This window comes from Nocardia heshunensis, assembly GCF_054782115.1.
The window spans coordinates 1,385,109-1,406,321 of the sequence record NZ_BAAGTC010000002.1; the positions used below are offsets into that span (position 1 = coordinate 1,385,109).

General features: G+C 68.3%; 20 protein-coding genes. 9 read left to right on the forward strand and 11 right to left on the reverse strand.

Translation table 11 applies throughout. The features are described 5' to 3' along the window. Positions 1-10 precede the first annotated feature (10 nt). The 4 genes from ACYVN4_RS06470 to ACYVN4_RS06485 all read left to right on the forward strand — a co-directional run bounded on the left by ACYVN4_RS06470 (position 11) and on the right by ACYVN4_RS06485 (position 2,696). Positions 11-925, forward strand: a complete 915-nt coding sequence (locus ACYVN4_RS06470; protein WP_460718290.1) for an alpha/beta hydrolase — start codon at positions 11-13, stop codon at positions 923-925. A 90-nt stretch (positions 926-1,015) separates the two neighbouring features. Then, the gene (locus ACYVN4_RS06475) at positions 1,016-1,615 is read left to right on the forward strand and encodes a molybdopterin-dependent oxidoreductase (protein WP_460718291.1); all 600 of its coding nucleotides are present in this window, start codon (positions 1,016-1,018) and stop codon (positions 1,613-1,615) included. After that, entirely contained in the window at positions 1,615-2,400 is a 786-nt protein-coding gene (locus tag ACYVN4_RS06480) for a ferredoxin reductase (RefSeq protein ID WP_460718292.1), read from the forward strand. The genes ACYVN4_RS06475 and ACYVN4_RS06480 overlap by 1 nt, the downstream gene beginning before the upstream one ends. Before the next feature lie 2 nt (positions 2,401-2,402). Further along, positions 2,403-2,696, forward strand: coding sequence for a DUF6510 family protein (locus tag ACYVN4_RS06485; protein WP_460718293.1), 294 nt, complete (start codon positions 2,403-2,405; stop codon positions 2,694-2,696). Between the two features lie 81 nt (positions 2,697-2,777). Here ACYVN4_RS06485 and ACYVN4_RS06490 read toward each other — a convergent pair whose 3' ends face one another. Next, a complete protein-coding gene (locus ACYVN4_RS06490; RefSeq protein WP_460718294.1) occupies positions 2,778-3,521 on the reverse strand; it encodes a DUF4191 domain-containing protein in 744 nt (247 codons plus the stop codon). A 312-nt stretch (positions 3,522-3,833) separates the two neighbouring features. On the opposite strand from ACYVN4_RS06490, the gene ACYVN4_RS06495 reads away from it, so the two are divergent. Both ACYVN4_RS06495 and ACYVN4_RS06500 read left to right on the forward strand, forming a co-directional pair. Beyond that, on the forward strand, positions 3,834-4,613 hold the full coding sequence (locus ACYVN4_RS06495) for an HNH endonuclease family protein (RefSeq protein WP_460718295.1): 780 nt from the start codon (positions 3,834-3,836) through the stop codon (positions 4,611-4,613). Positions 4,614-4,656: 43 nt separating this feature from the next. After that, entirely contained in the window at positions 4,657-5,016 is a 360-nt protein-coding gene (locus ACYVN4_RS06500; protein ID WP_460718296.1) for an excalibur calcium-binding domain-containing protein, read from the forward strand. Between the two features lie 131 nt (positions 5,017-5,147). On the opposite strand, the gene ACYVN4_RS06505 is transcribed toward ACYVN4_RS06500, so the two are convergent. From ACYVN4_RS06505 to ACYVN4_RS06535, 7 genes are all read right to left on the reverse strand, one after another. Beyond that, positions 5,148-7,343, reverse strand: a complete 2,196-nt coding sequence (locus tag ACYVN4_RS06505) for an elongation factor G-like protein EF-G2 (protein WP_460718297.1) — start codon at positions 7,341-7,343, stop codon at positions 5,148-5,150. A 288-nt stretch (positions 7,344-7,631) separates the two neighbouring features. After that, on the reverse strand, positions 7,632-8,681 hold the full coding sequence (gene lipA, locus ACYVN4_RS06510) for a lipoyl synthase (RefSeq protein ID WP_460718298.1): 1,050 nt from the start codon (positions 8,679-8,681) through the stop codon (positions 7,632-7,634). 22 nt (positions 8,682-8,703) lie between these two features. Beyond that, positions 8,704-9,519: a lipoyl(octanoyl) transferase LipB gene (lipB, locus tag ACYVN4_RS06515; RefSeq protein WP_460718299.1), complete on the reverse strand. Its 816-nt coding sequence runs from the start codon at positions 9,517-9,519 to the stop codon at positions 8,704-8,706. Beyond that, positions 9,516-10,028: a GNAT family N-acetyltransferase gene (locus ACYVN4_RS06520; RefSeq protein ID WP_460718378.1), complete on the reverse strand. Its 513-nt coding sequence runs from the start codon at positions 10,026-10,028 to the stop codon at positions 9,516-9,518. Before ACYVN4_RS06520 ends, lipB begins: the two co-directional genes overlap by 4 nt. 118 nt (positions 10,029-10,146) lie before the next feature. Next, positions 10,147-11,046 carry a TIGR01777 family oxidoreductase gene (locus tag ACYVN4_RS06525; protein WP_460718300.1) on the reverse strand — a complete coding sequence of 300 codons (900 nt, stop codon included), beginning with the start codon at positions 11,044-11,046 and terminating at the stop codon, positions 10,147-10,149. 4 nt (positions 11,047-11,050) lie between these two features. Next, entirely contained in the window at positions 11,051-12,805 is a 1,755-nt protein-coding gene (sucB, locus tag ACYVN4_RS06530; RefSeq protein ID WP_460718301.1) for a 2-oxoglutarate dehydrogenase, E2 component, dihydrolipoamide succinyltransferase, read from the reverse strand. Between the two features lie 468 nt (positions 12,806-13,273). After that, a complete protein-coding gene (locus tag ACYVN4_RS06535) occupies positions 13,274-13,900 on the reverse strand; it encodes a peroxiredoxin-like family protein (RefSeq protein ID WP_460718302.1) in 627 nt (208 codons plus the stop codon). Between the two features lie 83 nt (positions 13,901-13,983). Between ACYVN4_RS06535 and ACYVN4_RS06540 the strand changes: the two genes are divergently transcribed. Further along, a complete protein-coding gene (locus tag ACYVN4_RS06540) occupies positions 13,984-14,898 on the forward strand; it encodes an AraC family transcriptional regulator (RefSeq protein ID WP_460718303.1) in 915 nt (304 codons plus the stop codon). Positions 14,899-15,063: 165 nt separating this feature from the next. Next, entirely contained in the window at positions 15,064-15,399 is a 336-nt protein-coding gene (locus ACYVN4_RS06545) for an oxidoreductase (protein ID WP_460718304.1), read from the forward strand. 55 nt (positions 15,400-15,454) lie between these two features. On the opposite strand, the gene ACYVN4_RS06550 is transcribed toward ACYVN4_RS06545, so the two are convergent. Next, the gene (locus tag ACYVN4_RS06550; protein ID WP_460718305.1) at positions 15,455-16,210 is read right to left on the reverse strand and encodes a YoaK family protein; all 756 of its coding nucleotides are present in this window, start codon (positions 16,208-16,210) and stop codon (positions 15,455-15,457) included. Positions 16,211-16,478: 268 nt separating this feature from the next. Beyond that, positions 16,479-17,984: a leucyl aminopeptidase gene (locus ACYVN4_RS06555; RefSeq protein WP_460718306.1), complete on the reverse strand. Its 1,506-nt coding sequence runs from the start codon at positions 17,982-17,984 to the stop codon at positions 16,479-16,481. 206 nt (positions 17,985-18,190) lie between these two features. On the opposite strand from ACYVN4_RS06555, the gene tuf reads away from it, so the two are divergent. Beyond that, complete coding sequence (gene tuf, locus ACYVN4_RS06560; protein ID WP_460718307.1) at positions 18,191-19,387, forward strand: elongation factor Tu; 1,197 nt, start codon at positions 18,191-18,193, stop codon at positions 19,385-19,387. Positions 19,388-19,393: 6 nt separating this feature from the next. Here the strand turns inward: tuf and ACYVN4_RS06565 are convergent, their stop codons facing one another. Beyond that, positions 19,394-20,818, reverse strand: a complete 1,425-nt coding sequence (locus ACYVN4_RS06565) for a sugar porter family MFS transporter (RefSeq protein WP_460718308.1) — start codon at positions 20,816-20,818, stop codon at positions 19,394-19,396. Positions 20,819-21,213: the final 395 nt, after the last annotated feature.

Sequence of the window (21,213 nt, forward strand, 5' to 3'; positions counted from 1 at the left end):
TGGAGGATCCATGGTCGAGGACTACAGGGCGGCCGCGCGGAGATTCAGCCGGCGGTCCCTGTTCGCGACCACCGGATTGCTGGGTCTGGCCGCCGCGGGCGCCGCGGTGAGCGCGGGCGTCAACGCCGCGGTCGACACCGACGAGGTGAAGCGCACGCTGACCGGCAATGACGTCGGCAAGATGGTGCTCGGCGTCAACCCGATCATCCGCACCGAGCGCGTCTACTCCGCCGCACGCGGCCGCCAGGTCGACCTGGTGACCATCCTGCCGCCCGGCGTCCCCACCGAGAATCTGCCGATCTCCCTGCTGCTGCACGGTCTGCACGGCAACGCTCACACCGCGGCCGTCGGCAATATCGCCGACCTGCTCGCCGCGGGTGTGGCCTCGAAGCTGTCCCCGGCCTTCGGTTTTGTCGCCCTCGACGGCGGCGACAACTACTGGCACGACCACGGCACCGGCGACGATCCGATGTCGATGCTCGTCAACGAGGTTCCCGGCTGGCTGGCCCAGCGTCGCCTGGGCGGTCCCGACGGGCTGCCCGCCGCGGTCACCGGCACCTCGATGGGTGGGTTCGGGGCCATGGTCTACGCGCGCCGTCGCTTCGAGCAGGGCCGCCCGCTGAACGTGGTTGCCACCATGTCGCCGGGTCTGCTCACCTCCTGGACCGAAATGGCCAAGCGCAACGCGTTCATCAACGCCGACCAGTGGGCCGCCCTGGACCCGCTGCGCAACTTCGACAAACTGGGCCCGGCCCCGATCGGCCTGTGGTGCGGCGACCGTGACCGTTTCATCGACGGCTGCCGCCGCTTCATTGCGACCGCGCGTCCGGAGGTCGGTCTCATCACGCCGGGCGGCCACACCGACGAGTACTGGTCGACCGTCACCCCCGACGTGGTCCGCTTCCTCTCGCGTCACATCGCCTGACCGCTGCCCGAAAGGCCCGATTCCCGGAGACGCCCCGGCGTAGTCTGACCCGGAGCGCGTTCGCGGCTGTCGCAGCGGAGGAGTGGTCGGATGACTGGCTTTTCGCCCGGGTTCCAAGGACGCCCCCGTCCCCAGAGTGACCGATTACCGCCCGGCCAATACCTGGTCGAGGACTTCCCGGTGCTCTCGGCGGGCCCGACCCCGCGGGTGAACCTCGACCACTGGCAGTTCACCATCACCAACGAGACCGGCCGCCAATACGCCTGGAGCTGGCCGCAATTGATGTCGCTGCCGCAGGAACGCCCGCACGTCGACATCCACTGCGTCACCCGCTGGTCCAAACTCGATACCGACTGGCAGGGCATCTCCCTCGACGCCCTCCTCGAAACCGTCGAAACCCAGGCCGAATACGCGCTCATCTCCAGCCACGGCGGCTACACCACCAACCTCCCACTGGAAGATCTCATGGACGGCCGCGCCTGGATCGTCCACACTTTCGGCGGCCAGGACCTGCACCCCGAACACGGCGGCCCCGCCCGCTTGCTGGTCCCGCACCTCTACTTCTGGAAATCGGCCAAGTGGGTCAAGGGAATCCACCTCTTCGACCAGGACGAGCTCGGTTTCTGGGAGGCCGCGGGCTACCACAGTTACGGCGACCCCTGGCGTGAACAGCGCTACCAGGACGACTGATGCGCTGGCAGCCCGCCGAACTCGTCGCCACCCGCACCGAATCCGCCTCGGCCCGCACCCTGGTGCTGCGCGTCGACGGCTGGCCCGGCCACCGCCCCGGCCAGCATCTGGACGTCCGCCTCACCGCACCCGACGGCTACCACGCCGAACGCAGCTACTCGCTGGCCGCGCCCGCCGACGGCGACCACATCGAAATCACCGTCCAGCGCGTGCGAGACGGCGAAGTCTCCGGCTACCTGGTCGACACCTTCCCCGTCGGCGCGTTCATCGAAGTCCGCGGCCCCGTCGGCGGCTGGTTCGTCTGGACCCCCGAGACCAGCGGCGCGGCCGTCCTCATCGCGGGCGGCTCCGGCATCGTCCCGCTCGCCGCCATGCTGCGCGCCCGCCGAAAGTCCCTCAACACCAGCCCTTTCCGGCTGCTGTACTCGGTCCGCACGCCCGAGGACCTGCTCTACGCCGACGAACTCGCGGAACTCCGCCGCGCCACTCTCGCATCGACCGCCGACCCCGTCGGCCAGGTCTGCTACCTCGAAAATCCCGAATCCGACGAGGACATCGATGTCTTCGTCGCCTACACCCGCACCGCCCCCACCGCGGACCCCCGACCGCCCGGCCGCCTCACCCGCACCGAGATCGCCCGCCTGTCTCTACCCCCATCGCCCACGGTGACCTGCTACGTCTGCGGCCCCACCCCGTTCGTCGAATTCGCCGCCGACGCCCTGGTTTCCGCGGGTCACGCCCCCGCCATGATCCGCACCGAACGCTTCGGCCCGACCGGAGGCTGACCATGCCCACCCCCTACACCTATGCGGCAGCCACTCCCGGCGATCACTACCTGGATGGCAATGCCCTGGCGGGTCCACTCTCCGACTTCCTCCCCGGCGACCCCACCCTCCACGAATGCCGCTGCCCCACCTGCGGTTCCACCGAACCCCTGGCCCGAGCCCTCGTCTACCTGAACTGCCCCGGCACGGTAATCCGCTGCCCCCACTGCTCAGCAGTGATGCTCCAACTCACAACCACCCCAACCGCCACCTACTTGACGTTCACCGCCCAAACGACCCTCCGCCTCCCGACCTGACCGTCGCCAGCCCACCCACAAACTCGCGGAAATGGCGAAGCCCGCGTCCGGGGACGCGGGCTTCGAGGGATCGAGGGTGGGTCAGCGGCGGCGGATGCTGCGCTGGACGCCGCGCATCTTCGCGCCATTCGGCAGCGGGCCCTTCGGGAGGGCCGGGCCGCCGCGAGTGGCGAGCGCCGAGAGGCGACCGTCGATGAGTTCCATCCGCTTGGCGTCGATATTGCGGGGGAGCTTGGTCAGGTAGCGCTGCAGGTCCTTGATGGCGACCTGATCCTTCTCGTTGCCGATGACGACGTCGTAGATCGGGGTGTCGCCGACGATGCGGGAGACCTTCTTCTTCTCCTGCGCCAGCAGCGACTTCACGCGCTGCGGGGAACCCTCGGCCACCAGGATCACGCCGGGCAGGCCGACCACGCGGTGCACCGCGTCGAGCTGGGTGGTGGCGGCGACACCCGGGGTGACACGCCACTTGCCCTGGAGGTTGTCCAAAACCCAAGCGGCCGCACCGGCCTGGCCCTCGGCCTTGGCGTACACGTTCTTCTGGACGCGGCGGCCGAAGATGATGAAGGCGGCGAGCGCACCCAGCAGCAGGCCGATCGGCAGCAGGAACCACTGCATGCCGAAGATGAACCCGATCACCAGGAACAACACGGTGATGCCGACGAAGGCGCCGATCATCAGCGGCAGCAGGAGCTTGTCTTCCTTGCGCTGCATCTGGAACGCCTGCCAGAGCTGCTGGCGACGCTCCTTCGACGCCTGCTTGCGCGCCGCCTTCGCCGCGGCCTTCGCTTCCTTCGACGGATTACCGCCCTTGCCTGCTGCCATGACGTCCAGCTTAATGGCCGGGTACGCCCGGTTCGCGACGGGATCACCAGCGTGGTGAGCGGTTGCTCGTGTCGGGGGATCCCGGGTGTGTCACAGGGCGAGACAGGTGCGGGGTTCGTCTCACTCGGTGGGATCGGGCGACACCGGATCGGCCGGTCGGCGGGAGCGCAGACGACCCGGTGACAGCACTGTTCGGGCCGGGCGGGCTACCACCCGGACGCGACTCACCGGCAACTGTGCGCTTTGTGAAAGCCCGCTTGGATCTGCTGTGCTGGTTCGTCAGCAATCAGCGAGCGAAGGGATCGGAAGGACATGCGGTCGACGGACCACGGGCCCGCCTCCGCCGGTCTCCGCACCCGGGTGTCGGGCGCGGCCGCACTGCTGCTCAGCGTGCTCTGCCTGATGGCGTGCACCGCCCACGGCCTGGCCGCCGAACCCGACGCGCCGACCACGACTGTCGCGCAGCCGCTTCCGCGCTCCGCGGCGCTGCTGTTCACCGAGGCCGTCGTGTTGTCCCCGGCCGACGCCCGCGCTTTGCTGGACACGCTCCCGGTAAAGGGCCGCGCCCCCAAGACCGGTTACGCGCGAAATCAGTTCGGCGACACCTGGACCGACGATGTCGACGTCGCGGGCGGCCACAACGGCTGCGACACCCGCAACGACATCCTCGGCCGTGACCTCATCGACCCGGCATTCAAACCCGGCACCGGTGAATGCGTGGTCCTCTCCGGCACCCTCGCCGACCCGTACACCGGCAAGGCCATCGATTTCGTGCGCGGCAAGGACACCTCGAACGCGGTCCAGATCGACCACGTGGTCGCCCTCTCCGACGCCTGGCAGACGGGCGCGCAGCAACTGAGCCCGCGCGAACGCACCAATCTCGCGAACGATCCGCGCAATCTGCTCGCCGTGGACGGCGCCGCCAATCAGCAGAAGGGCGCGAGCAACGCCGCCTCCTGGCTGCCGTCCGACGAATCCTTCCGCTGCACCTATGTGGCGAAGCAGATCTCGGTGAAATCCGCCTATTCCCTGTGGGTTACGCAGCCCGAGAAGGACGCCATGATCCGCGTCCTCGACGCCTGCACTCCCTGATCCCCACCAAGCCTGTTGTTCACCAATGAATGGAGTGAAAGAGATGAAGAAGGTCCTGGCCACCATCGGCCTGACCACCGCCACCGCCGCCACCCTGATCGCGGTGACCGCCACCGAGGCACACGCGGACTTCCCCGCCGCCCCGGCCACTTTCCAGACCGCCCCGGCCGAAATCCCGCTCGCCCCGGCCGAGCCCGCCGACCCGGCCGTGATCCCCGCGGTCCCGGCGGCGACCACCGCACGCGACCTGCTCGCAGGCGCCGGCCTGGTCGTCCCCGCCGCCGACGTCTACTACAAGAACTGCACCGAAGCGCGTGACGCCGGTGCCGCCCCCATCCGCAAGGGCGAGCCCGGCTACCGCTCGGCCCTAGACCGCGACAACGACGGCGTCGCCTGCGAATAGCGGAACCCCGTGGCCCGCGAATAGCGCCACCGCCGCCCGATCCGCGAGCCCGGCGTGGGTGGCGGCGAGCCACAGCCGCTCTTCGCCGATCATCCTCGCCTGGCATTTGTGCCGGGCTGGTCATCGCGAGATCAGTTGGCGGTCTTGGTTTTCTCTCGCATCGAGTCGGCCAGTTGGGCGGGCATGGCTTCGTGGCGGGTGTAGGCGCGGGTGAAGGTGGCGCCGCCGTGGGCCAGGGAGCGTAGGTCGATGGCGTAGCGGCTGAGTTCGAGTTCGGGGACTTCGGCGCGGATCATGGTGCGGCCCAGGCCGACCGGTTCGGTGCCGAGGACGCGGCCACGGCGGCTGGACAGGTCGCCGAGGACGGGGCCCACGTATTCGTCCGAAACCACCACGCGGACTTCGGAGATGGGTTCGAGCAGGCTGATACGCGCGGTGCCCGCGGCCTCGCGGAGGGCGAGCGCACCGGCCATTTGGAAGGCGGCGTCGGAGGAGTCGACGGAGTGCGCCTTGCCGTCGAAGAGCGTCACCCGGACATCCACCAGCGGATAGCCCGCCGCCACACCCTTGATGGCCTGGGCGCGCACACCCTTCTCGACCGACGGAATGAACTGGCGCGGAACGACTCCGCCCACCACCTTGTCGACGAACTCGATCCCGGACCCCTCCGGTAGGGGAGCGACCTCGATCTCGCAGATCGCATACTGCCCGTGGCCGCCGGACTGCTTCACATGCCGCCCCTTGGCCGATGCCGAGGTGGCGAAGGTTTCCCGCAACGCCACCTTGTGGTCGATCACGTCGACTTGCACCCCGAAGCGGGACCGCAGCCGTTCCAGCGCCACTTCGCGATGCGCCTCGCCCAGGCACCACAGCACCAGTTGATGGGTGTCGGGATTCTGTTCCAGCCGCACCGTCGGATCCTCGGCGACCAGCCGCGCCAAGCCCTGCGAGAGCTTGTCCTCGTCGGCCTTGCTGTGCGCCTTGATCGCCACCGGCAGCAGCGGATCCGGCATCGACCAGGGTTCGATGATGAGCGGACAGTCCTTGGCGGACAAGGTATCCCCGGTCTCGGCCCGCGACAGCTTGCTCACGCACACGATGTCCCCGGCAATGGCCTGCGGCAGCGGCCGCTGCTGCTTGCCGAACGGTGCGGACACCCCGCCGACGCGTTCGTCGGCATCGTGATTGCCGGTCTCGGCGGGCCCGTGCCCGCACACGTGCACGGTGTCGTCGGCATGCAGGGTGCCGGAGAACAAGCGCACCAGCGACATTCGCCCCACGTACGGATCGGAGGCGGTGCGGATCACCTCCGCCGCCAAGGGTGCAGTGGGATCGCAGGCCAGGGCGGACGCCTTGCCGCCCGACCCGGTCGCCGACACGGGATGCTCTGCGGGTGTGGGGAATCCGCGCGTGATCAGATCCAGGATTTCCACCGTCCCCAGCCCCTGCCGCGCCCCTTCCGGTGGCGGTGCGGCGATCAGCACGGGATGGAAACTGCCGCGCGCCACCGCCTTCTCCAGATCGGTGACCACGGTGGCGAGGTCGATTTCCTCGCCACTGAGGTACCGGTCCATGAGCGATTCGTCCTCGCTCTCGGCAATGATGCCTTCGAGCAGGCGCCCGCGCGCCTCCTCCATCTGCTCGCGTTGTTCCGCCGACACAGGCGTTTCCGTGCGTTCGCCGGTCACATAGTCGTAGACGTGTTCGGTGAGCAGGTCGATCAGCCCGGTCACCGGCCGGTGCCCATCGGCAGCCTTCGGCCCGTACACCGGAAGATGCAGCGGCAGTATCGATTCCGATCGCCCGCCGCCGAGAATCTCCCGGCAGGTCTCGGTCATGTCCTCGAAATCGGCTCGCGCGGTGTCCAAATGGGTGAGCACGAGGGCGCGCGGCATGCCGACGTGCGCGCATTCCTCCCACAGCGCCAGCGTCGCCCCGCTGACACCCTCCACGCCCGCCGCGGACGAGAGTATGAAAAGGGCCGCGTCCGCTGCTCGCAGACCGGCCCTGAGTTCCCCGACGAAATCCGCGTATCCGGGGGTATCGAGGAGATTGACCTTGATGTGGTCCCATCCCATCGGCACCACCGACAGTTGGACCGACCGATGTTGTCGCTGCTCGATATCGTCGTAGTCCGAGACGCTGGTCCCGTCCTCCACCCGCCCCGCCCGGGGCACGGCCCCCGCAGCCACGGCCAGTGCTTCCACCAGCGTGGTCTTGCCCGACCCACTGTGTCCGACCAGCACCACATTCCGTATGTCGTCCGGCCTTTCGGCCACGACTACCCTGCCGTTGACACCTTGCGACAACGTCGTTCGCTCGACCATGGCTCGCTCCGGTGGGTCGATGAAAGCGGTCCTTCGAGCTTCCCACCAGCGGCGCGCACTCGTCCACGAATCGACCGAACCGATTTGTATGGCGCGCCGATACCGGGCGTTCACCTGGCAAGTACCGCTGCGCACTGATCAGCAGGGTGTACATCCGGCCACGCCGCCGCCGCACAACTTTCGGATGCCGCAGGCCGCGGAACCTTCGGATATGGCAAGGGCCCGGACATGTCGTCCGGACCCGGCCTTGTCTGTCTCTAACCTGCCGCGTTCGGCAGGCGAATCCGCTTACGCGCCCGCGGAACCGAAGCGCGCCAGCACGCTGGTGGCCTCCTGCGCCGCCGAGCCCTCCTGAGCCAGGTGCAGCATCTCCGGGGAGATCTCGCGCCCGTGGTGGCGCATGGCCTGAGCGTAGAGGCGACCGGCGCGGTAGGAGGAGCGGACCAGCGGTCCGGCCATGACACCGGCGAAGCCCATTTCCTCGGCGGCCTTGGAGTGCTCGACGAACTCCTCCGGCTTCACCCAGCGGTCGACCGGGTGGTGGCGGGGGGAGGGGCGCAGGTACTGGGTGATGGTGATGATGTCGCAGCCTGCCTCGTGCAGGTCGCGCAGCGCCTCGGTGATTTCTTCGGGGGTCTCGCCCATGCCGAGGATGAGGTTGGACTTGGTGACCAGTCCGGCCTCACGTGCGGCGGTGATGACGGCCAGCGAGCGCTCGTACCGGAACGCGGGCCGGATGCGCTTGAACACGCGCGGCACCGTCTCCAGGTTGTGCGCCAGCACCTCCGGCCGCGACGAGAACACCTCGGCCAACTGCTCGGGCACCGCGTTGAAGTCCGGGATCAGCAGCTCGACACCGGTGTTCGGGTTGAGCGCCTTGATGGCGCGGACGGTCTCGGCGTACAGCCACGCGCCACCGTCCTCGAGATCGTCGCGGGCGACGCCGGTGATGGTCGAGTAGCGCAGCCCCATGGCCTGCACGCTCTCGGCCACGCGCCGCGGCTCGTCACGATCCAGCGCGGCGGGCTTGCCGGTGTCGATCTGGCAGAAGTCGCAGCGCCGGGTGCACTGCTCGCCGCCGATCAGGAAGGTGGCCTCGCGGTCTTCCCAGCATTCGAAGATGTTGGGACACCCGGCTTCCTCGCAGACCGTGTGCAGCCCTTCGCGTTTCACGAGACCCTTGAGTTCGGTGTACTCGGGGCCCATGGTCGCGCGGGTGCGGATCCAGGAGGGTTTGCGCTCGATCGGGGTCTCGGCGTTGCGCGCCTCGATGCGGAGCAATTTGCGGCCATTGGGTGCGGACGCGCTTGTTGGTGTCGGGTTGTCGACAGAGGTCACTTTGTTCACCCTACGCTCGTGATCATGCGCGCTCGGCGGGCACTGCGGCGGGCACCACCGGGAGCTGATCGGTCATGGCCGCGGGCAGCGGCTCGGGGCATTCGGCGGCGCTCGTGGCGCAGCGCGAGATGGCGTGGTCGGTCACCTTCAGGTCGCCGTCGAGGGCGCGCGCGACGGCGTCGGCGACCAGCGGCCGCACCTCGTCCACCGTGACGTCGCGGCGGAGTTCGCGGCTGAGCGTGGTGACGCCCGCGTCGCGGATGCCGCACGGCACGATGGCATTGAATCCGTCCAAGCTGGAATCGCAATTGAGCGAGATCCCGTGCAGGGTGACGCCGCGCTGCACGCGCACGCCGATGGCCGCGACCTTGCGTTCGGGCAGGAACTCCGATTTCGGCACCCACACGCCCGAACGGCCTTCCACCCGACCGGTTTCCAGCCCGAGCTGCGCACAGACGGCGATCAGGGCTTCCTCGAGGCGGCGCACATACGCGACCACGTCGACCGGTTCGGCCAGCCGCACGATCGGGTAGCCGACCAGTTGCCCCGGCCCGTGCCAGGTGATCTTCCCGCCCCGATCCACCTCGATGACCGGGCTGCCGTCCATGGGCAGATCCTGCGGTTCGGTGCGGCGGCCGGCGGTGTAGACGAAGGGATGTTCGAGCAGCAGCAGCCGGTCTTGTCCGATTCCGTCGGCGCGCTCGGCGGCGATTCGCCGCTGCAACTCCCAGGCTTGCTGGTAATCGATGAGGCCCAGATTCTCCACGGCGAGGGGTGTGCCGTCGAAGCGGGCGGATACCGCACGGGGTAACGGTGCGGTGGCCGTACTCTCACTCACGATTGCGACGTTACCCCTCCGTCGAGGACGCGTTGCATGAGCGTCAGGTCCATCCAGCGCCCGAACTTGTGTCCGACTTCCGGCAGCTGCCCGACGATCGCGAAGCCGAATTTCTCGTGCAGTGCGATCGACGTGCGGTTACTCGACTCGATCGCCGCGATCATGGTGTGCACGTCCGAGCGCTGCGCCCGCTCGAGCAGCGCGGTCATCAGCGTGGTGGCGACTCCGCGACGCTGGAATATATCTGACACGTACACCGAATTCTCGACCGCGAAGCGGTAGCCGGACTTCGGCCGGAACTGCCCGTAGCTGGCGTACCCGGCCACCCGGCCGTCGATCTCGGCCACTAGCACCGGATGCCCGGCCCCGGTCCGCGCCGCGAACCACGCCTTGCGCTCGTCCAGATCGGCGGGCTCGGTATCCCAGATGGCGGTGGTCTCGGCGATGGCGTTGTTGTGGATCACCAGGATCTCCGGTAGATCGCTCTCCCGCGCATCCCGGACCAGCAGCTCGGACGGTTGATTGGTCACCTGGACACGGTATCGACGGGCATGGTGTGACGTGCACCGCGCCCGCTGTGAGATCCACCGCCCTGCCCGCCGTCGGTCCGGCGCTTTCGGCCGGAACCTACTCCGTGTGACCGAGAGTGGCGCTGAGAGCAGCACCGATGGTCGGATGCTGGAACTGGTACCCGGCGTCTTCGAGCGCGGTGGGAATTGCCCTGGGGCCGTGCAGGATTGCCTCTTCGGCGAACTCGCCGACGGCCATCCGCAAGGCGAATGCGGGAACCATCAAGGGTGTGGGCCGGTGCATGACACGACCGAGCGCCCGGGTGAACTCCGCATTGGTGACCGGCGCGGGACCGACCATATTCACTGGGCCGGAAAGGTTTTCGTGCGTGAGCGCATACGTGATCGCCCCCACCTCGTCGTCCAGCGAGATCCACGGCACGTACTGTCGCCCGCTGCCCAGTCGCCCGCCGAGCCCGAGATAGTAAAGCGGATACAGCATTCCGAGCATGCCGCCGTGCCGCGCCAGCACCACCGCCGAGCGCAGCAGCACCGTGCGCACCCCGGCATCGGAGGCCTGTTCGGTGGCGGCTTCCCAGTCGGCGCACAGCCGAGCCAGGAATCCTGTTCCGGCGGGGGAAGTTTCGGTTTTCACCCGGTCCCCGCCGTCGCCGCCGTAGTAGTGCACGCCACTGGCATTGATCAGCGTCGGCACCCCCGCGGCCGCGACCGCGGCGGCCAGCACGTCGGTGGGGACGATGCGGCTGTCGCGCAGCTCCTGCTTGTAGCTGCCGTTCCAGCGCCGCCGCCCGATGCTCGCACCGCAGAGATTCACCACGGCATCGGCATCGCGCAGCGCGCGCTCGTCCAGATGGGAACGGACCGGGTCCCAGGTGAATTCGTCGCGGGCGTGGACGGGACGGCGCACCAGGCGAACGACCTGGTGCTCGTCGCGGCGCAGGGCCGCGACGAGTGCCGTCCCGATCAGACCGGATGATCCGGCGACCACGACCTTCATGCGACTACAGGCCGAGGTCGCCCTCGAACGCCGCCTCTTCCAGTCGGTGCTTGATCGTGGTCACGAAGCGACCCGCGTCGGCACCGTCGATGAGGCGGTGATCGTAGGTGAGTGGCAGGTAGGCCATCGAGCGGATGCCGATGAACTCGTTGCCGTCGTCGGTGATCACCATGGGGCGACGCACGATCGCGCCGGTGCCCAGCTCGGCGGCCTGCGGCGGCACCAGGATCGGGGTGTCGAACAGCGCGCCGTTCGAGCCGATATTGGTGATGGTGAAGGTGCCGTTGGCCAGCTCGTCCGGCTTCAGACCACCGGTGCGCGCCCGGTTGGCGATATCAGCGATGGCGCGAGCCAGGCCCGCCAGCGACAGGTCGTTGGCGTTGTGGATGATCGGCGAGAGCAGACCCTGCTCGGTGTCGACCGCGATACCCAGGTTCACCACCGAGTGGTAGGTGATCTCCTTGGTGTCGGAGTTGTAGGACGCGTTGATGTTCGGGTGCACGGCCAGCGCCTCGATGACGGCCTTGGCGTAGAACGGCAGGTAGGTGAGGTTCACGCCCTCCCGCTGCTTGAACGCGGCCTTGGCGCGGTTGCGCAGGGACGCGATCTTGGTCATGTCGACCTCGTGCACCTGGGTCAGCTGCGCGGTGGTCTGCAGCGACTCGAGGGTCTTGGTCGCGGTGATCTGCCGGATGCGGGTGGCCTTCTGGACCGTGCCCGGCAGGTGCGACAGCGAACCACGCGGCGCGGCGGCAGCGGCCGGTGCGGCCGGAGCGGCGGCGGGCGCGGCAGCGGCGGGAGCCGGGGCGGCCGGAGCCTTATTGGCCTCCGCGGCGGCGAGCACATCCTGCTTGCGGATGCGGCCGCCGACCCCGGAACCACTCAGGGCTGCGAGGTCAACGTTGTTCTCCGCGGCCAGCTTTCGCACCAGCGGGGTCACGTACGGGCCGCCGTTGGTGGAGGGCTCGTCGGCCGGGGTGACCGCGGCCGGAACCACGGCGGGCTTGGGAGCCGGGGCCGGGGCGGGAGCCGGAGCAGGCGCGGGAGCCGCGGCGGCCGGAGCCGGAGCGGGGGCAGGCGCGGGGGCCGGAGCCGGAGCGGGCGCGGGAGCCGGGGCAGGCGCGGCCGCGGCGACACCGCTGCCGATCACACCCAACTGACCGCCGACGGCGATCACGTCGTCCTCCTGCGCGGAGATCTCGAGCAGCGTGCCCGCGACCGGCGAGGGGATCTCGGTGTCGACCTTGTCGGTGGACACCTCCAACAGCGGCTCGTCCACGGCCACCTGGTCGCCGACCTGCTTGAGCCAGCGGGTGACGGTGCCCTCGGTCACGGATTCGCCGAGTTCGGGCATCTTGACCGGGGTTCCGGAGGCGGCAGCGGCCGGAGCGGGCGCGGCGGGCGCCGGGGCCGGAGCGGCGGCAACCGGCTGCGGGGCCGGGGCGGAAACGGGGGCCGGCGCGGGCGCGGGGGCCGGGGCTGCGGCAGGTGCGGGGGCGGCGGCCGGGACGGGGGCCGAACCGGCCTCACCGATCACGCCGAGCTCGCCACCGACCTCGACCACATCGTCCTCACGGGCGACGATCTTCACCAGAACGCCTGCGGTGGGGGACGGGATCTCGGTGTCGACCTTGTCGGTGGAGACCTCGAGAAGCGGCTCGTCGACCTCGACCGTGTCTCCTTCCTGCTTCAGCCACCTGGTGACGGTGCCCTCGGTGACGCTCTCACCAAGAGCCGGCATCTGGACGGAGAAGGTCATGTCCGTCTACTCCTCTGACTGCTCGTCGGGTTAAACAGTTCGTCTCTCCGCGGGCGTGGCATCGCGGGTCGCGATGTCGGCCCGACGGCCACCGAACATTCTGTGGCACCGGAGATCCGTGTTGGTTCTTGTTCCAATCACCCATCCTTGCACTCGCCCGGGTGCGGCGTGTCACAGGGCGGCGGTTGCGCCGACCTCTTCGTGTCGCGATCCGGGGTGTGAGCGCCGGATGTCCCTGGCGTGAGCCTGGATTGACGGGATGGCATGACACGTATCACGTTTGCGCGCGACGCGAGCGCCCGGGGTGCCGGTGGGTGGGAGTCGTGTCGGGGGCGTGCGGGTTGCGGTCGGCTAGCTGAGAGACGACCGCGACGCCCGTCGGCCGGGTGGCCGGGGGCGTCGCGGGGGAGTGCTTTCGGCTTCGCGGGTACTGGTCGAGAGCCTTGGGATCGGTCGAGGGTCTTTCGGTCAGTCGAGCGCCTTCAGGATGTCGGCGGCTTCGGCGCGATTGCGGAAGTCGCCGTCGATGTGTGCGAAGCGGATTCGGCGGTCGGTGCCGATGACGTAGGTGGCCGGGACCGGGAGCCGCCAGCCGAGGTGCGTCAGATCATTACCGACCGCTTGGTAGTTGTCGCGGATGCCGGGATCGATGGTGAAGACGAGCCCGTACTCTTCGGCGATCCGCAGGCCCGGCTCCGACAGCACATCGAATTTCAGCGCGTGCTTCTCGGCGAGGCTGAGCGACGTGTCCGGCGTCTCCGGGGACAGCGCCACCAATCGTGCTCCGCGCGCGGTGATCTCGTCGAGCGCCGACTGCAAGGTGGCCAGTTGCAGATTGCAGTACGGGCACCACGCACCACGATAGAACGCGAGCACCACCGGCCCGTCCGCCAGCGCCGCGCTGAGCGAGAAGGTGCGCCCGGTGGCGTCTTCGGCCGTGAAGTCGGGCGCGATGTCACCTACCCGCAGGGCCTTTTGTCCGGCTTCGGTGAGACTCTCGGCCTCTCCGTCGAATCGCCGCAGGATTGCCTCGGGGGCCGCCGCGAAGAGCTGTTCACGCATGCCCGGGACCTGCTCGGAATAGCTTTTTGTCATGAATCCAGGCTAGGCAGAGTCGGTTTCGCGGCCCATGGCCCGAACTCGCGGATCTATTGCCGATCGTCTCATATGATGAGTGAGTGGATGTGCTCACCGATGTCCTCGCCGCGACCAAGGTGGGCGGTGCCGTCACCGCCCAGCTGACGGCTTTCGCCCCGTGGGGAGTGCGGCTCGACGACATGCCGAAGGCCGCGTTCCATGCCGTCGCGTACGGCACCTGCTGGCTGCGCGCCCCCGACGGCACGCCGATCCAGATGGGCGCGGGCGACTTCATTCTGCTGCCGAGCGGCGCGGGTCATCGTCTCTCCAGCGGCCCCGACACGGCGGTGATCCCTTTCGAGGAGGTCGAGGTGACCGTCGGCACCCGCCATCTCCAGATCCCCGGATCCGGCGCGGAAACCCGATTGATCTGCGGCGCATACCGATACGAGACGAAGCCCGCCCATCCCCTGATGCGGCTGCTGCCCCAGGTGGTCCACCTGCCCGCCGACCACACCGCCGCGGGCCGGGAACTGGCGGACACACTCCTGTTGCTCGCCACCGAGCTCGCCGTCGACCGCCCGGGCGGTCAAACCGTCACCGAGCGCCTCGTCGATGTCCTGCTCGTGCAGGCGCTGCGCCTCTGGACCGCCCGCAACCCCGAATCCGGCGCGTCCTGGCTCGCGGCCCTGCGCGACCCCGAAATCGCCAGCACCATCTCTCTGCTGCACGAATCTCCCTCCCACCCATGGACGATCGAGGAACTGGCCACCCGGGTCGGCGTCTCCCGCGCCACCCTCGCCCGCAGATTCACGGCCCTCGTCGGCGAACCCCCGCTGGCCTACCTCTCGCGCTGGCGCATGGACCTCGCCGCCCGCCGCCTCCGCCACACCTCCGAACCGCTGCCCGTCATCGCCCGAAGCGTCGGCTACACCTCCGAATTCGCCTTCTCCCGCGCGTTCAAGCGCACGCACGGCGAGCCACCCGCCACCTACCGCAGCACCCACCGGCCCTGACCGCCGCTGGTCGCGGCAGTTGTCCGTCAGATGGCCTGAGCTGGGCCTGAGAAGTCGCCGTGGGGCTGCTTAGGAGTTGATCGCGGGAGTTGCGGACGCTTGTCCGAGTGGCACTATCGAAGTATCCGGCGGTGCTTTCCGTGGGCCGGAGAGGAGGTTGCCGGTATGGGTTTCCTGGACCTGTTCGGGCGCAGCGGGACCGGTCGTCGCGGTGACGCCGACCCCGAGGACATGCAGCATCTGGTCACTTGGACCCGAAGCCACTACGGCGTGGAGGCTTTCGTCGAGCCCCGTACCACGGTCTCGGACGTCTCGGTCATCCTCGTCGCCCACGACGGCGCGTGGACCCGCCGCGTCGTCGGCGAACGCGGCGCGCAACGCCTGTCGTCGACCCTCGGCATCCCGGTCTACGACGCCCGCCGCGTCGGCTACCCGCAACGCCTGCGCGACTACGAATCCCGCCGCCGCATCCTGGAACGCCGCACGGCCCAGGACTTCTGACCAGATTGCGAACAGAGACGCCCGCCCCGCGATTTCGCGGGGCGGACGTCGTTTGTCAGGCGGTCCAACTCGCGGTGGAGTGCCGGGTGGTGTGGCTCGCCACCGCGACCACCGCCAACACAACGGTGGCCACCCCGAGCGCCGCGGTCGCCGCATGGTGAACGACCAGTGCAGCCCCGATGGCCGCGCCCCCGAACATGGCGGCGATCGGCACCAGCCGCCGCCCGACCCGACTACCGGACCCGCCCGCAGGCGCGCTGTCGGCGGCAATCCCGGTCAGCGTCAAGGTCAACACGGTCGTCGTCAGATCCGGCACCGCGAGGGCACGGGCGGTCGCGTTCTGCAGCCCCAGCCCGAACCCCAGCAAAACGATCAGCAGCGTGAGCGACCACCCGTGATACGGCCGCGAAACGATCAGCGTGGTCACGAAAGCCGCTGCCACAAAACACAATTCAACCCACGCCGCCGAGTTCAGATGCCGCCCCCGATGCGCACCCACCCGAGCCCGCAGCCGTCCTCCCGCCAGCGCCCCACCCAGGAACGCCACGATCGCCAGCACCAGCGCCCACCACACGAACCCGGCCGCCCCGCCCACCGCGAACCCCGAGAACACAATGTTCCCGGTCATATTCGCGACCAACACATGCCCGAGTTCGAGATAGCTGAAGGCATCCACCAACCCGGTGACGACCGTCAATGCCAGCAGCAACGGCGGCAACGGCCCATGAGGGTGGCCCGCGGGCGGCACGATCAGCCGGACCGCGTCCGCGACATGCTCTCTCATCGACCCACTGCCGGATTCCGTTCGCATTCGATGATTCTGACGCCTGGTGTCGACGTCGCCGACCACCAGGCGCATCGAGTCGGAACTCGGTCGGTCTGTTGCCCACGGGACGGGAAACGCAAGCCCCGTGGTGCCGGGCGGGCGTTTCCGGCAGTGACGCGCCGCATCGCAGATCGCGGGGTGCGGACCCTCCCAGTCGGCCGCCGTAATGCCTGTGCGGTGTGACCGCCGCCTTGAACGCGAATGCCCGCCGCCGCATTTCGCGGGGCGGGCATTCGAGGAGGTAGAGCTGAACCTATTCGGCGGCGATGTCCTCGAGGGTGGTGATCAGGGTGCGGACCGGGACGCCGGTGCCGCCCTTGCCGATGTAGCCGAAGGGGCCGCCGGTGTTGTAGGCCGGGCCCGCGACATCGAGGTGCGCCCACTGGACGTTCTCGGGGACGAATTCCTTGAGGAACAGTCCGGCCGAGAGCATGCCGCCCCAGCGGTGCGGTGCGACGTTCGCCAGGTCGGCGATCTTGGAGTTGATGTCGGCGCGCAGTTCGGCGGGAAGCGGCATGGCCCAGGCGTTCTCGCCGATCGACTGGGAGATGCGCGCGACGCGGTCACGGAAGGCGTCGGTGCCCATGACGCCCGGGGTGCGGGTGCCGAGGGCCACCATCTGCGCGCCGGTCAGGGTCGCGACGTCGATGATGTACTCGGGTGAATCCTCGCCCGCCCGCACGATGGCGTCGGCGAGGATGAGTCGTCCCTCGGCATCGGTGTTGATGACCTCGACGGTGGTGCCGCCGTACTGGGTGAGCACATCACCGGGCCGCTGCGCGGTCGCCGACGGCATGTTCTCGGCCATCGGCACGGTGGCGATCACGGTGATCGGCAGGCTCAGTCGCGCCGCGAGCAGCGTGGTGGCGATGACCGCCGCCGCGCCGCCCATATCGGAGGTCATGTTCTCCATGCCCGCCGCGGGCTTGATGGAGATGCCGCCGGTATCGAAGGTGATGCCCTTACCGATCAGCGCCACCTTGCGATCACCGCCCGCGTAGGTGATGCGGATCAGCCGCGGCGGCCGCGAGGACCCCTTGCCGACGCCGAGAATGCCGCCGTAGCCCTGGGTTTCGAGTTCCTTCTCGTCGAGGATCTCCACCTGGAGTCCGGCGGCCTTGGCCAATTCCGCTGCGCGGTTGGCGAATTCGCCCGGGTACAGGTCGCTGGGCGGGGTGTTCACGAAATCCCGTGCGGTGGCGACGGCTTCGGCAATGGCCTGCGCGCGGAAGAGCTCCTCCTCGCCGGATTCGGCTGAGGGAACCAGGAATTCGACCCGCTTGACCGGCTGATCATCGGCCTTCGGCGCGGACTTGGCCGACTTGAACGCGGTGAACTGGTAAGCGCCCAGGTAGAACCCCTCGGCCGCCGCACCCAGATCCAGCCCGGACAAGGTGGTGACCGCGGTCGTGACCCCGGTCAGCGCCCGCCCGGCCGCACCGGCCGACTTGCGCACTTGTTCGGCGTCCACCTTGTCGGCCGCACCGAGCCCGACCGCCAGCACGAAGTCCACGCCGAGTCCGGCGGGCGCGGGCACCCGGGTGATCTCCTCACCCTTGCCCTTGGCCCCGACCGCCCGCACCGCGCTCAGCAGTGCCGCCCGGGTGTCCGCGTCGAGTACGTCGGAGAAGGCGTCGGCGGGCGCGATAACCGGCCCGTCGTCCGACGAGGTGAGTCCGATGACGAGCACATCGGCGTCCCCGATGCCCTCGGTGCGTACCAGTTCCGGTCCGAGCGAACGATCTGCAACAGCTGTCATAGCAGCCCACGTTACTGGGCCGCCCCGACCGCAGCCGGTTGGGCCGCGTTCGCGTCAACAGTCACTGACGTCCGGTTCACCCGGTTCCCGGCCTTTCCCGGCCCGCGCGGAAATACCCTGGATTTCGACACCGCCGTCGGGCATGACTGCGCGGTGTTCCCACCCTCCGGTGCCCGCTTCTCCCATGGGTGCGCAGGAGGTCTCCAGTGGCGAAGGCGAAGTTTCAGCGGACGAAGCCGCACGTCAACGTTGGCACCATCGGCCATATCGACCACGGCAAAACGACTCTCACCGCGGCGATCACCAGGGTCCTGCACAACAAATATCCGGACCTGAATCCGTATACCCCGTTCGAGGCGATCGACAAGGCCCCCGAGGAGCGCCAGCGCGGCATCACCATCTCCATCGCCCACGTCGAATACCAAACGGAGAACCGGCATTACGCGCACGTCGACTGCCCCGGTCACGCCGACTACATCAAGAACATGATCACCGGCGCGGCCCAGATGGACGGCGCGATCCTGGTGGTCGCCGCCACCGACGGGCCGATGCCGCAGACCAAGGAGCACGTCATCCTGGCCCGGCAGGTCGGCGTGCCGAAAATGGTGGTGGCGCTGAACAAGTGCGACATGGTCGAGGACGAGGAGATCCTGGAGCTGGTCGAGCTCGAGGTGAGCGATCTGCTCAGCGAATACGAGTTCGACGGTGACAACACGCCGATCGTCCGCATTTCCGCGTATCAGGCGCTGGAGAATCCCACCGGCGAGTGGGGTGCGGGCATCACCGAACTGCTGGCGGCGGTGGACGACTGGATCGACACTCCCACCCGCGAGGTGGAGAAACCGTTCCTCATGCCCATCGAGGACGTCTTCACCATCACCGGCCGCGGTACCGTCGTCACCGGCCGCATCGAACGCGGCGTGCTCAAGGTGAATGCCGAGGTCGAGATCGTCGGCATCCGCCCGAAGACCACCAAGACCACGGTCACCGGCATCGAGATGTTCCGAAAGCTGTTGGACGAGGGCCAGGCCGGTGAGAATGTCGGCCTGCTGCTGCGCGGCATCAAACGCGAGGACGTGGAACGCGGCCAGTGCGTCATCAAACCGGGTTCGGTCACCCCGCACACCCAGTTCGAGGGTCAGGCGTACATCCTGTCGAAGGAGGAGGGCGGCCGCCACACCCCCTTCTTCAACAACTACCGCCCCCAGTTCTACTTCCGCACAACGGATGTCACCGGGGTGGTCACCCTCCCGACCGAGGTCGAGATGGTCCTCCCCGGCGACAACGTGTCGATGGAGGTGGTGCTGATCCAGCCCATCGCCATGGAGCTGGGCCTCAAGTTCGCCATCCGCGAGGGCGGGCGCACCGTCGGCGCGGGCCAGATCACCAAGATCCTCAAATAGCGAGGATCAGCCCATCTCCTCCAGCGCCTTGCCCTTGGTCTCGGGCACCCACTTGAGCACGAACGGGATCGAGAGCAAGGCGAAGGCGGTGTAGATGACGTAGGTCCCCGACAGGTTCCAGTCCGCGAGGCTGGGGAAGCTGGCGGTGATGACCCAGTTGGCGATCCACTGCGCCGACGCCGCGACACCGAGCGCGGCCGCGCGCAGCTTGTTGGGGAACATCTCGCCGAGCAGCACCCACACCACCACACCCCACGACAGCGCGAAGAACAGTACGAACACGTGCGCCGAGACGAGCGCGGTAATGCCTTGCGCGTGCGGCAGTGTCACATTGCTTCCGGAGCCGGTCTTGGCCGAGAACGCCCACGCCTCCAGCCCCAGCGCGATGGCCATGCCTGCGGATCCGATGAGCGCCAACGGTTTCCGGCCGATCCGGTCGACCAGCACCATGGCGATGACGGTGCCGACGATATTGATGATCGAGGTGGTGAACGAGTAGAAGAACGAGCTGGACGGGTCGATGCCGACCGACTGCCACAGTGTCGCCGAGTAGTAGAAGACGACGTTGATGCCGACCAGCTGCTGGAACACCGACAGCCCGATACCGATCCACACCACGGGTAGGAACCCGCGCTTGCCGAGCAGATCCTTGAAGGTCGAGCGGTGCTCGCTGTGCATCGCCTCCTGGATCTCGGCCACCCGGGCGTCGAGATTGCCGTGGTCGCCCTCGACCTCGGCGAGCACCTCCTTCGCCTTGTCGATCTTCCCGACGGAGATGAGGTAGCGCGGCGACTCCGGAATGGTGAAGGAGAACATCCCGTACAGCGCCGCGGGCACCACCATCACGCCGAGCATCCACTGCCAGGCCTCGAGTCCGCCGATATGCCCGCGCTGCTCACTCCCCGCCATCTTGAGGATCGCGAAGTTCACCAGCTGCGAGACGGCGATACCGGTGACGATGGCCGCCTGTTGGAAGGAGGCCAGTCGTCCGCGATAGCCGGGCGGCGAGACTTCCGCGATGTAGGCGGGCCCGATCACCGAGGCCATGCCGATGCCGATACCGCCGATAACTCGCCACATGGCCAGATCCCACAGCGCGAACGGCAGTGCCGACCCGATCGCGCTACAGGTGAACAGAGTGGCCGCGATCCGCATGACCCAGATCCGACCGATCCGGTCCGCGATGCGTCCTGCGATGGCCGCGCCGACCGCGCAGCCGATGAGGGCGATCGCGACCACCTGGGCGAGCGTCGCCGATCCGATGTCGTACCTGTCGCGGATCGCCTCGACCGCGCCGTTGATGACCGAGCTGTCGTATCCGAACAGGAACCCGCCCATGGCCGCGGCCGCGGTAATGAAGACGACGTAGACCAGACCGTCCGTCCCTGCTGTCCGGTCGCCGGGCGTTCGCGATCCCACCGATGAATTCACGCAGACTCCTTCGTCTCGCCCCGTATTCCCGTGTCGACCCGCATTTCGACCATTGTTGCCGTCCGGAAGCTTGTCAACGGGCAGGCAACGCCGGTCCTCCGTGGCCTCGTTGGCCTGCCTGGCGGCCGCGCGTCACCGCCTGTTCATCGATACCCCTGCAAAACCGCAGGTAGAGAGGCGATTTGACTTTGCATCAACGCAACCCGTAACTTATTCCAGGTCAGAGCGACACGGACACCGACCCGGAGCCCCAAGGGCCTGGGAAACGAGGTTGTACGAGGAGCGCCTGATGATCACCATTGCTTCACCTGATCAGCGGATTTGGTTCTGCTGCGAGGGCTGAGCTAAGCTTCACAAGCAACAAACAAGCAGCCTCACCGACAAGCCGGTTTATC

Coding starts and splice junctions, on each gene's coding strand:
- ACYVN4_RS06550 (WP_460718305.1), bottom strand. CDS start 16,210: ATGCGAACGGAATCCGGCAGTGGGTCGATGAGAGAGCATGTCGCGGAC.
- ACYVN4_RS06485 (WP_460718293.1), top strand. CDS start 2,403: ATGCCCACCCCCTACACCTATGCGGCAGCCACTCCCGGCGATCACTAC.
- ACYVN4_RS06535 (WP_460718302.1), bottom strand. CDS start 13,900: ATGACAAAAAGCTATTCCGAGCAGGTCCCGGGCATGCGTGAACAGCTC.
- ACYVN4_RS06555 (WP_460718306.1), bottom strand. CDS start 17,984: ATGACAGCTGTTGCAGATCGTTCGCTCGGACCGGAACTGGTACGCACC.
- ACYVN4_RS06480 (WP_460718292.1), top strand. CDS start 1,615: ATGCGCTGGCAGCCCGCCGAACTCGTCGCCACCCGCACCGAATCCGCC.
- sucB (WP_460718301.1), bottom strand. CDS start 12,805: ATGACCTTCTCCGTCCAGATGCCGGCTCTTGGTGAGAGCGTCACCGAG.
- ACYVN4_RS06475 (WP_460718291.1), top strand. CDS start 1,016: ATGACTGGCTTTTCGCCCGGGTTCCAAGGACGCCCCCGTCCCCAGAGT.
- ACYVN4_RS06545 (WP_460718304.1), top strand. CDS start 15,064: ATGGGTTTCCTGGACCTGTTCGGGCGCAGCGGGACCGGTCGTCGCGGT.
- ACYVN4_RS06505 (WP_460718297.1), bottom strand. CDS start 7,343: ATGGTCGAGCGAACGACGTTGTCGCAAGGTGTCAACGGCAGGGTAGTC.
- ACYVN4_RS06470 (WP_460718290.1), top strand. CDS start 11: ATGGTCGAGGACTACAGGGCGGCCGCGCGGAGATTCAGCCGGCGGTCC.
- ACYVN4_RS06525 (WP_460718300.1), bottom strand. CDS start 11,046: ATGAAGGTCGTGGTCGCCGGATCATCCGGTCTGATCGGGACGGCACTC.
- ACYVN4_RS06495 (WP_460718295.1), top strand. CDS start 3,834: ATGCGGTCGACGGACCACGGGCCCGCCTCCGCCGGTCTCCGCACCCGG.
- ACYVN4_RS06490 (WP_460718294.1), bottom strand. CDS start 3,521: ATGGCAGCAGGCAAGGGCGGTAATCCGTCGAAGGAAGCGAAGGCCGCG.
- ACYVN4_RS06500 (WP_460718296.1), top strand. CDS start 4,657: ATGAAGAAGGTCCTGGCCACCATCGGCCTGACCACCGCCACCGCCGCC.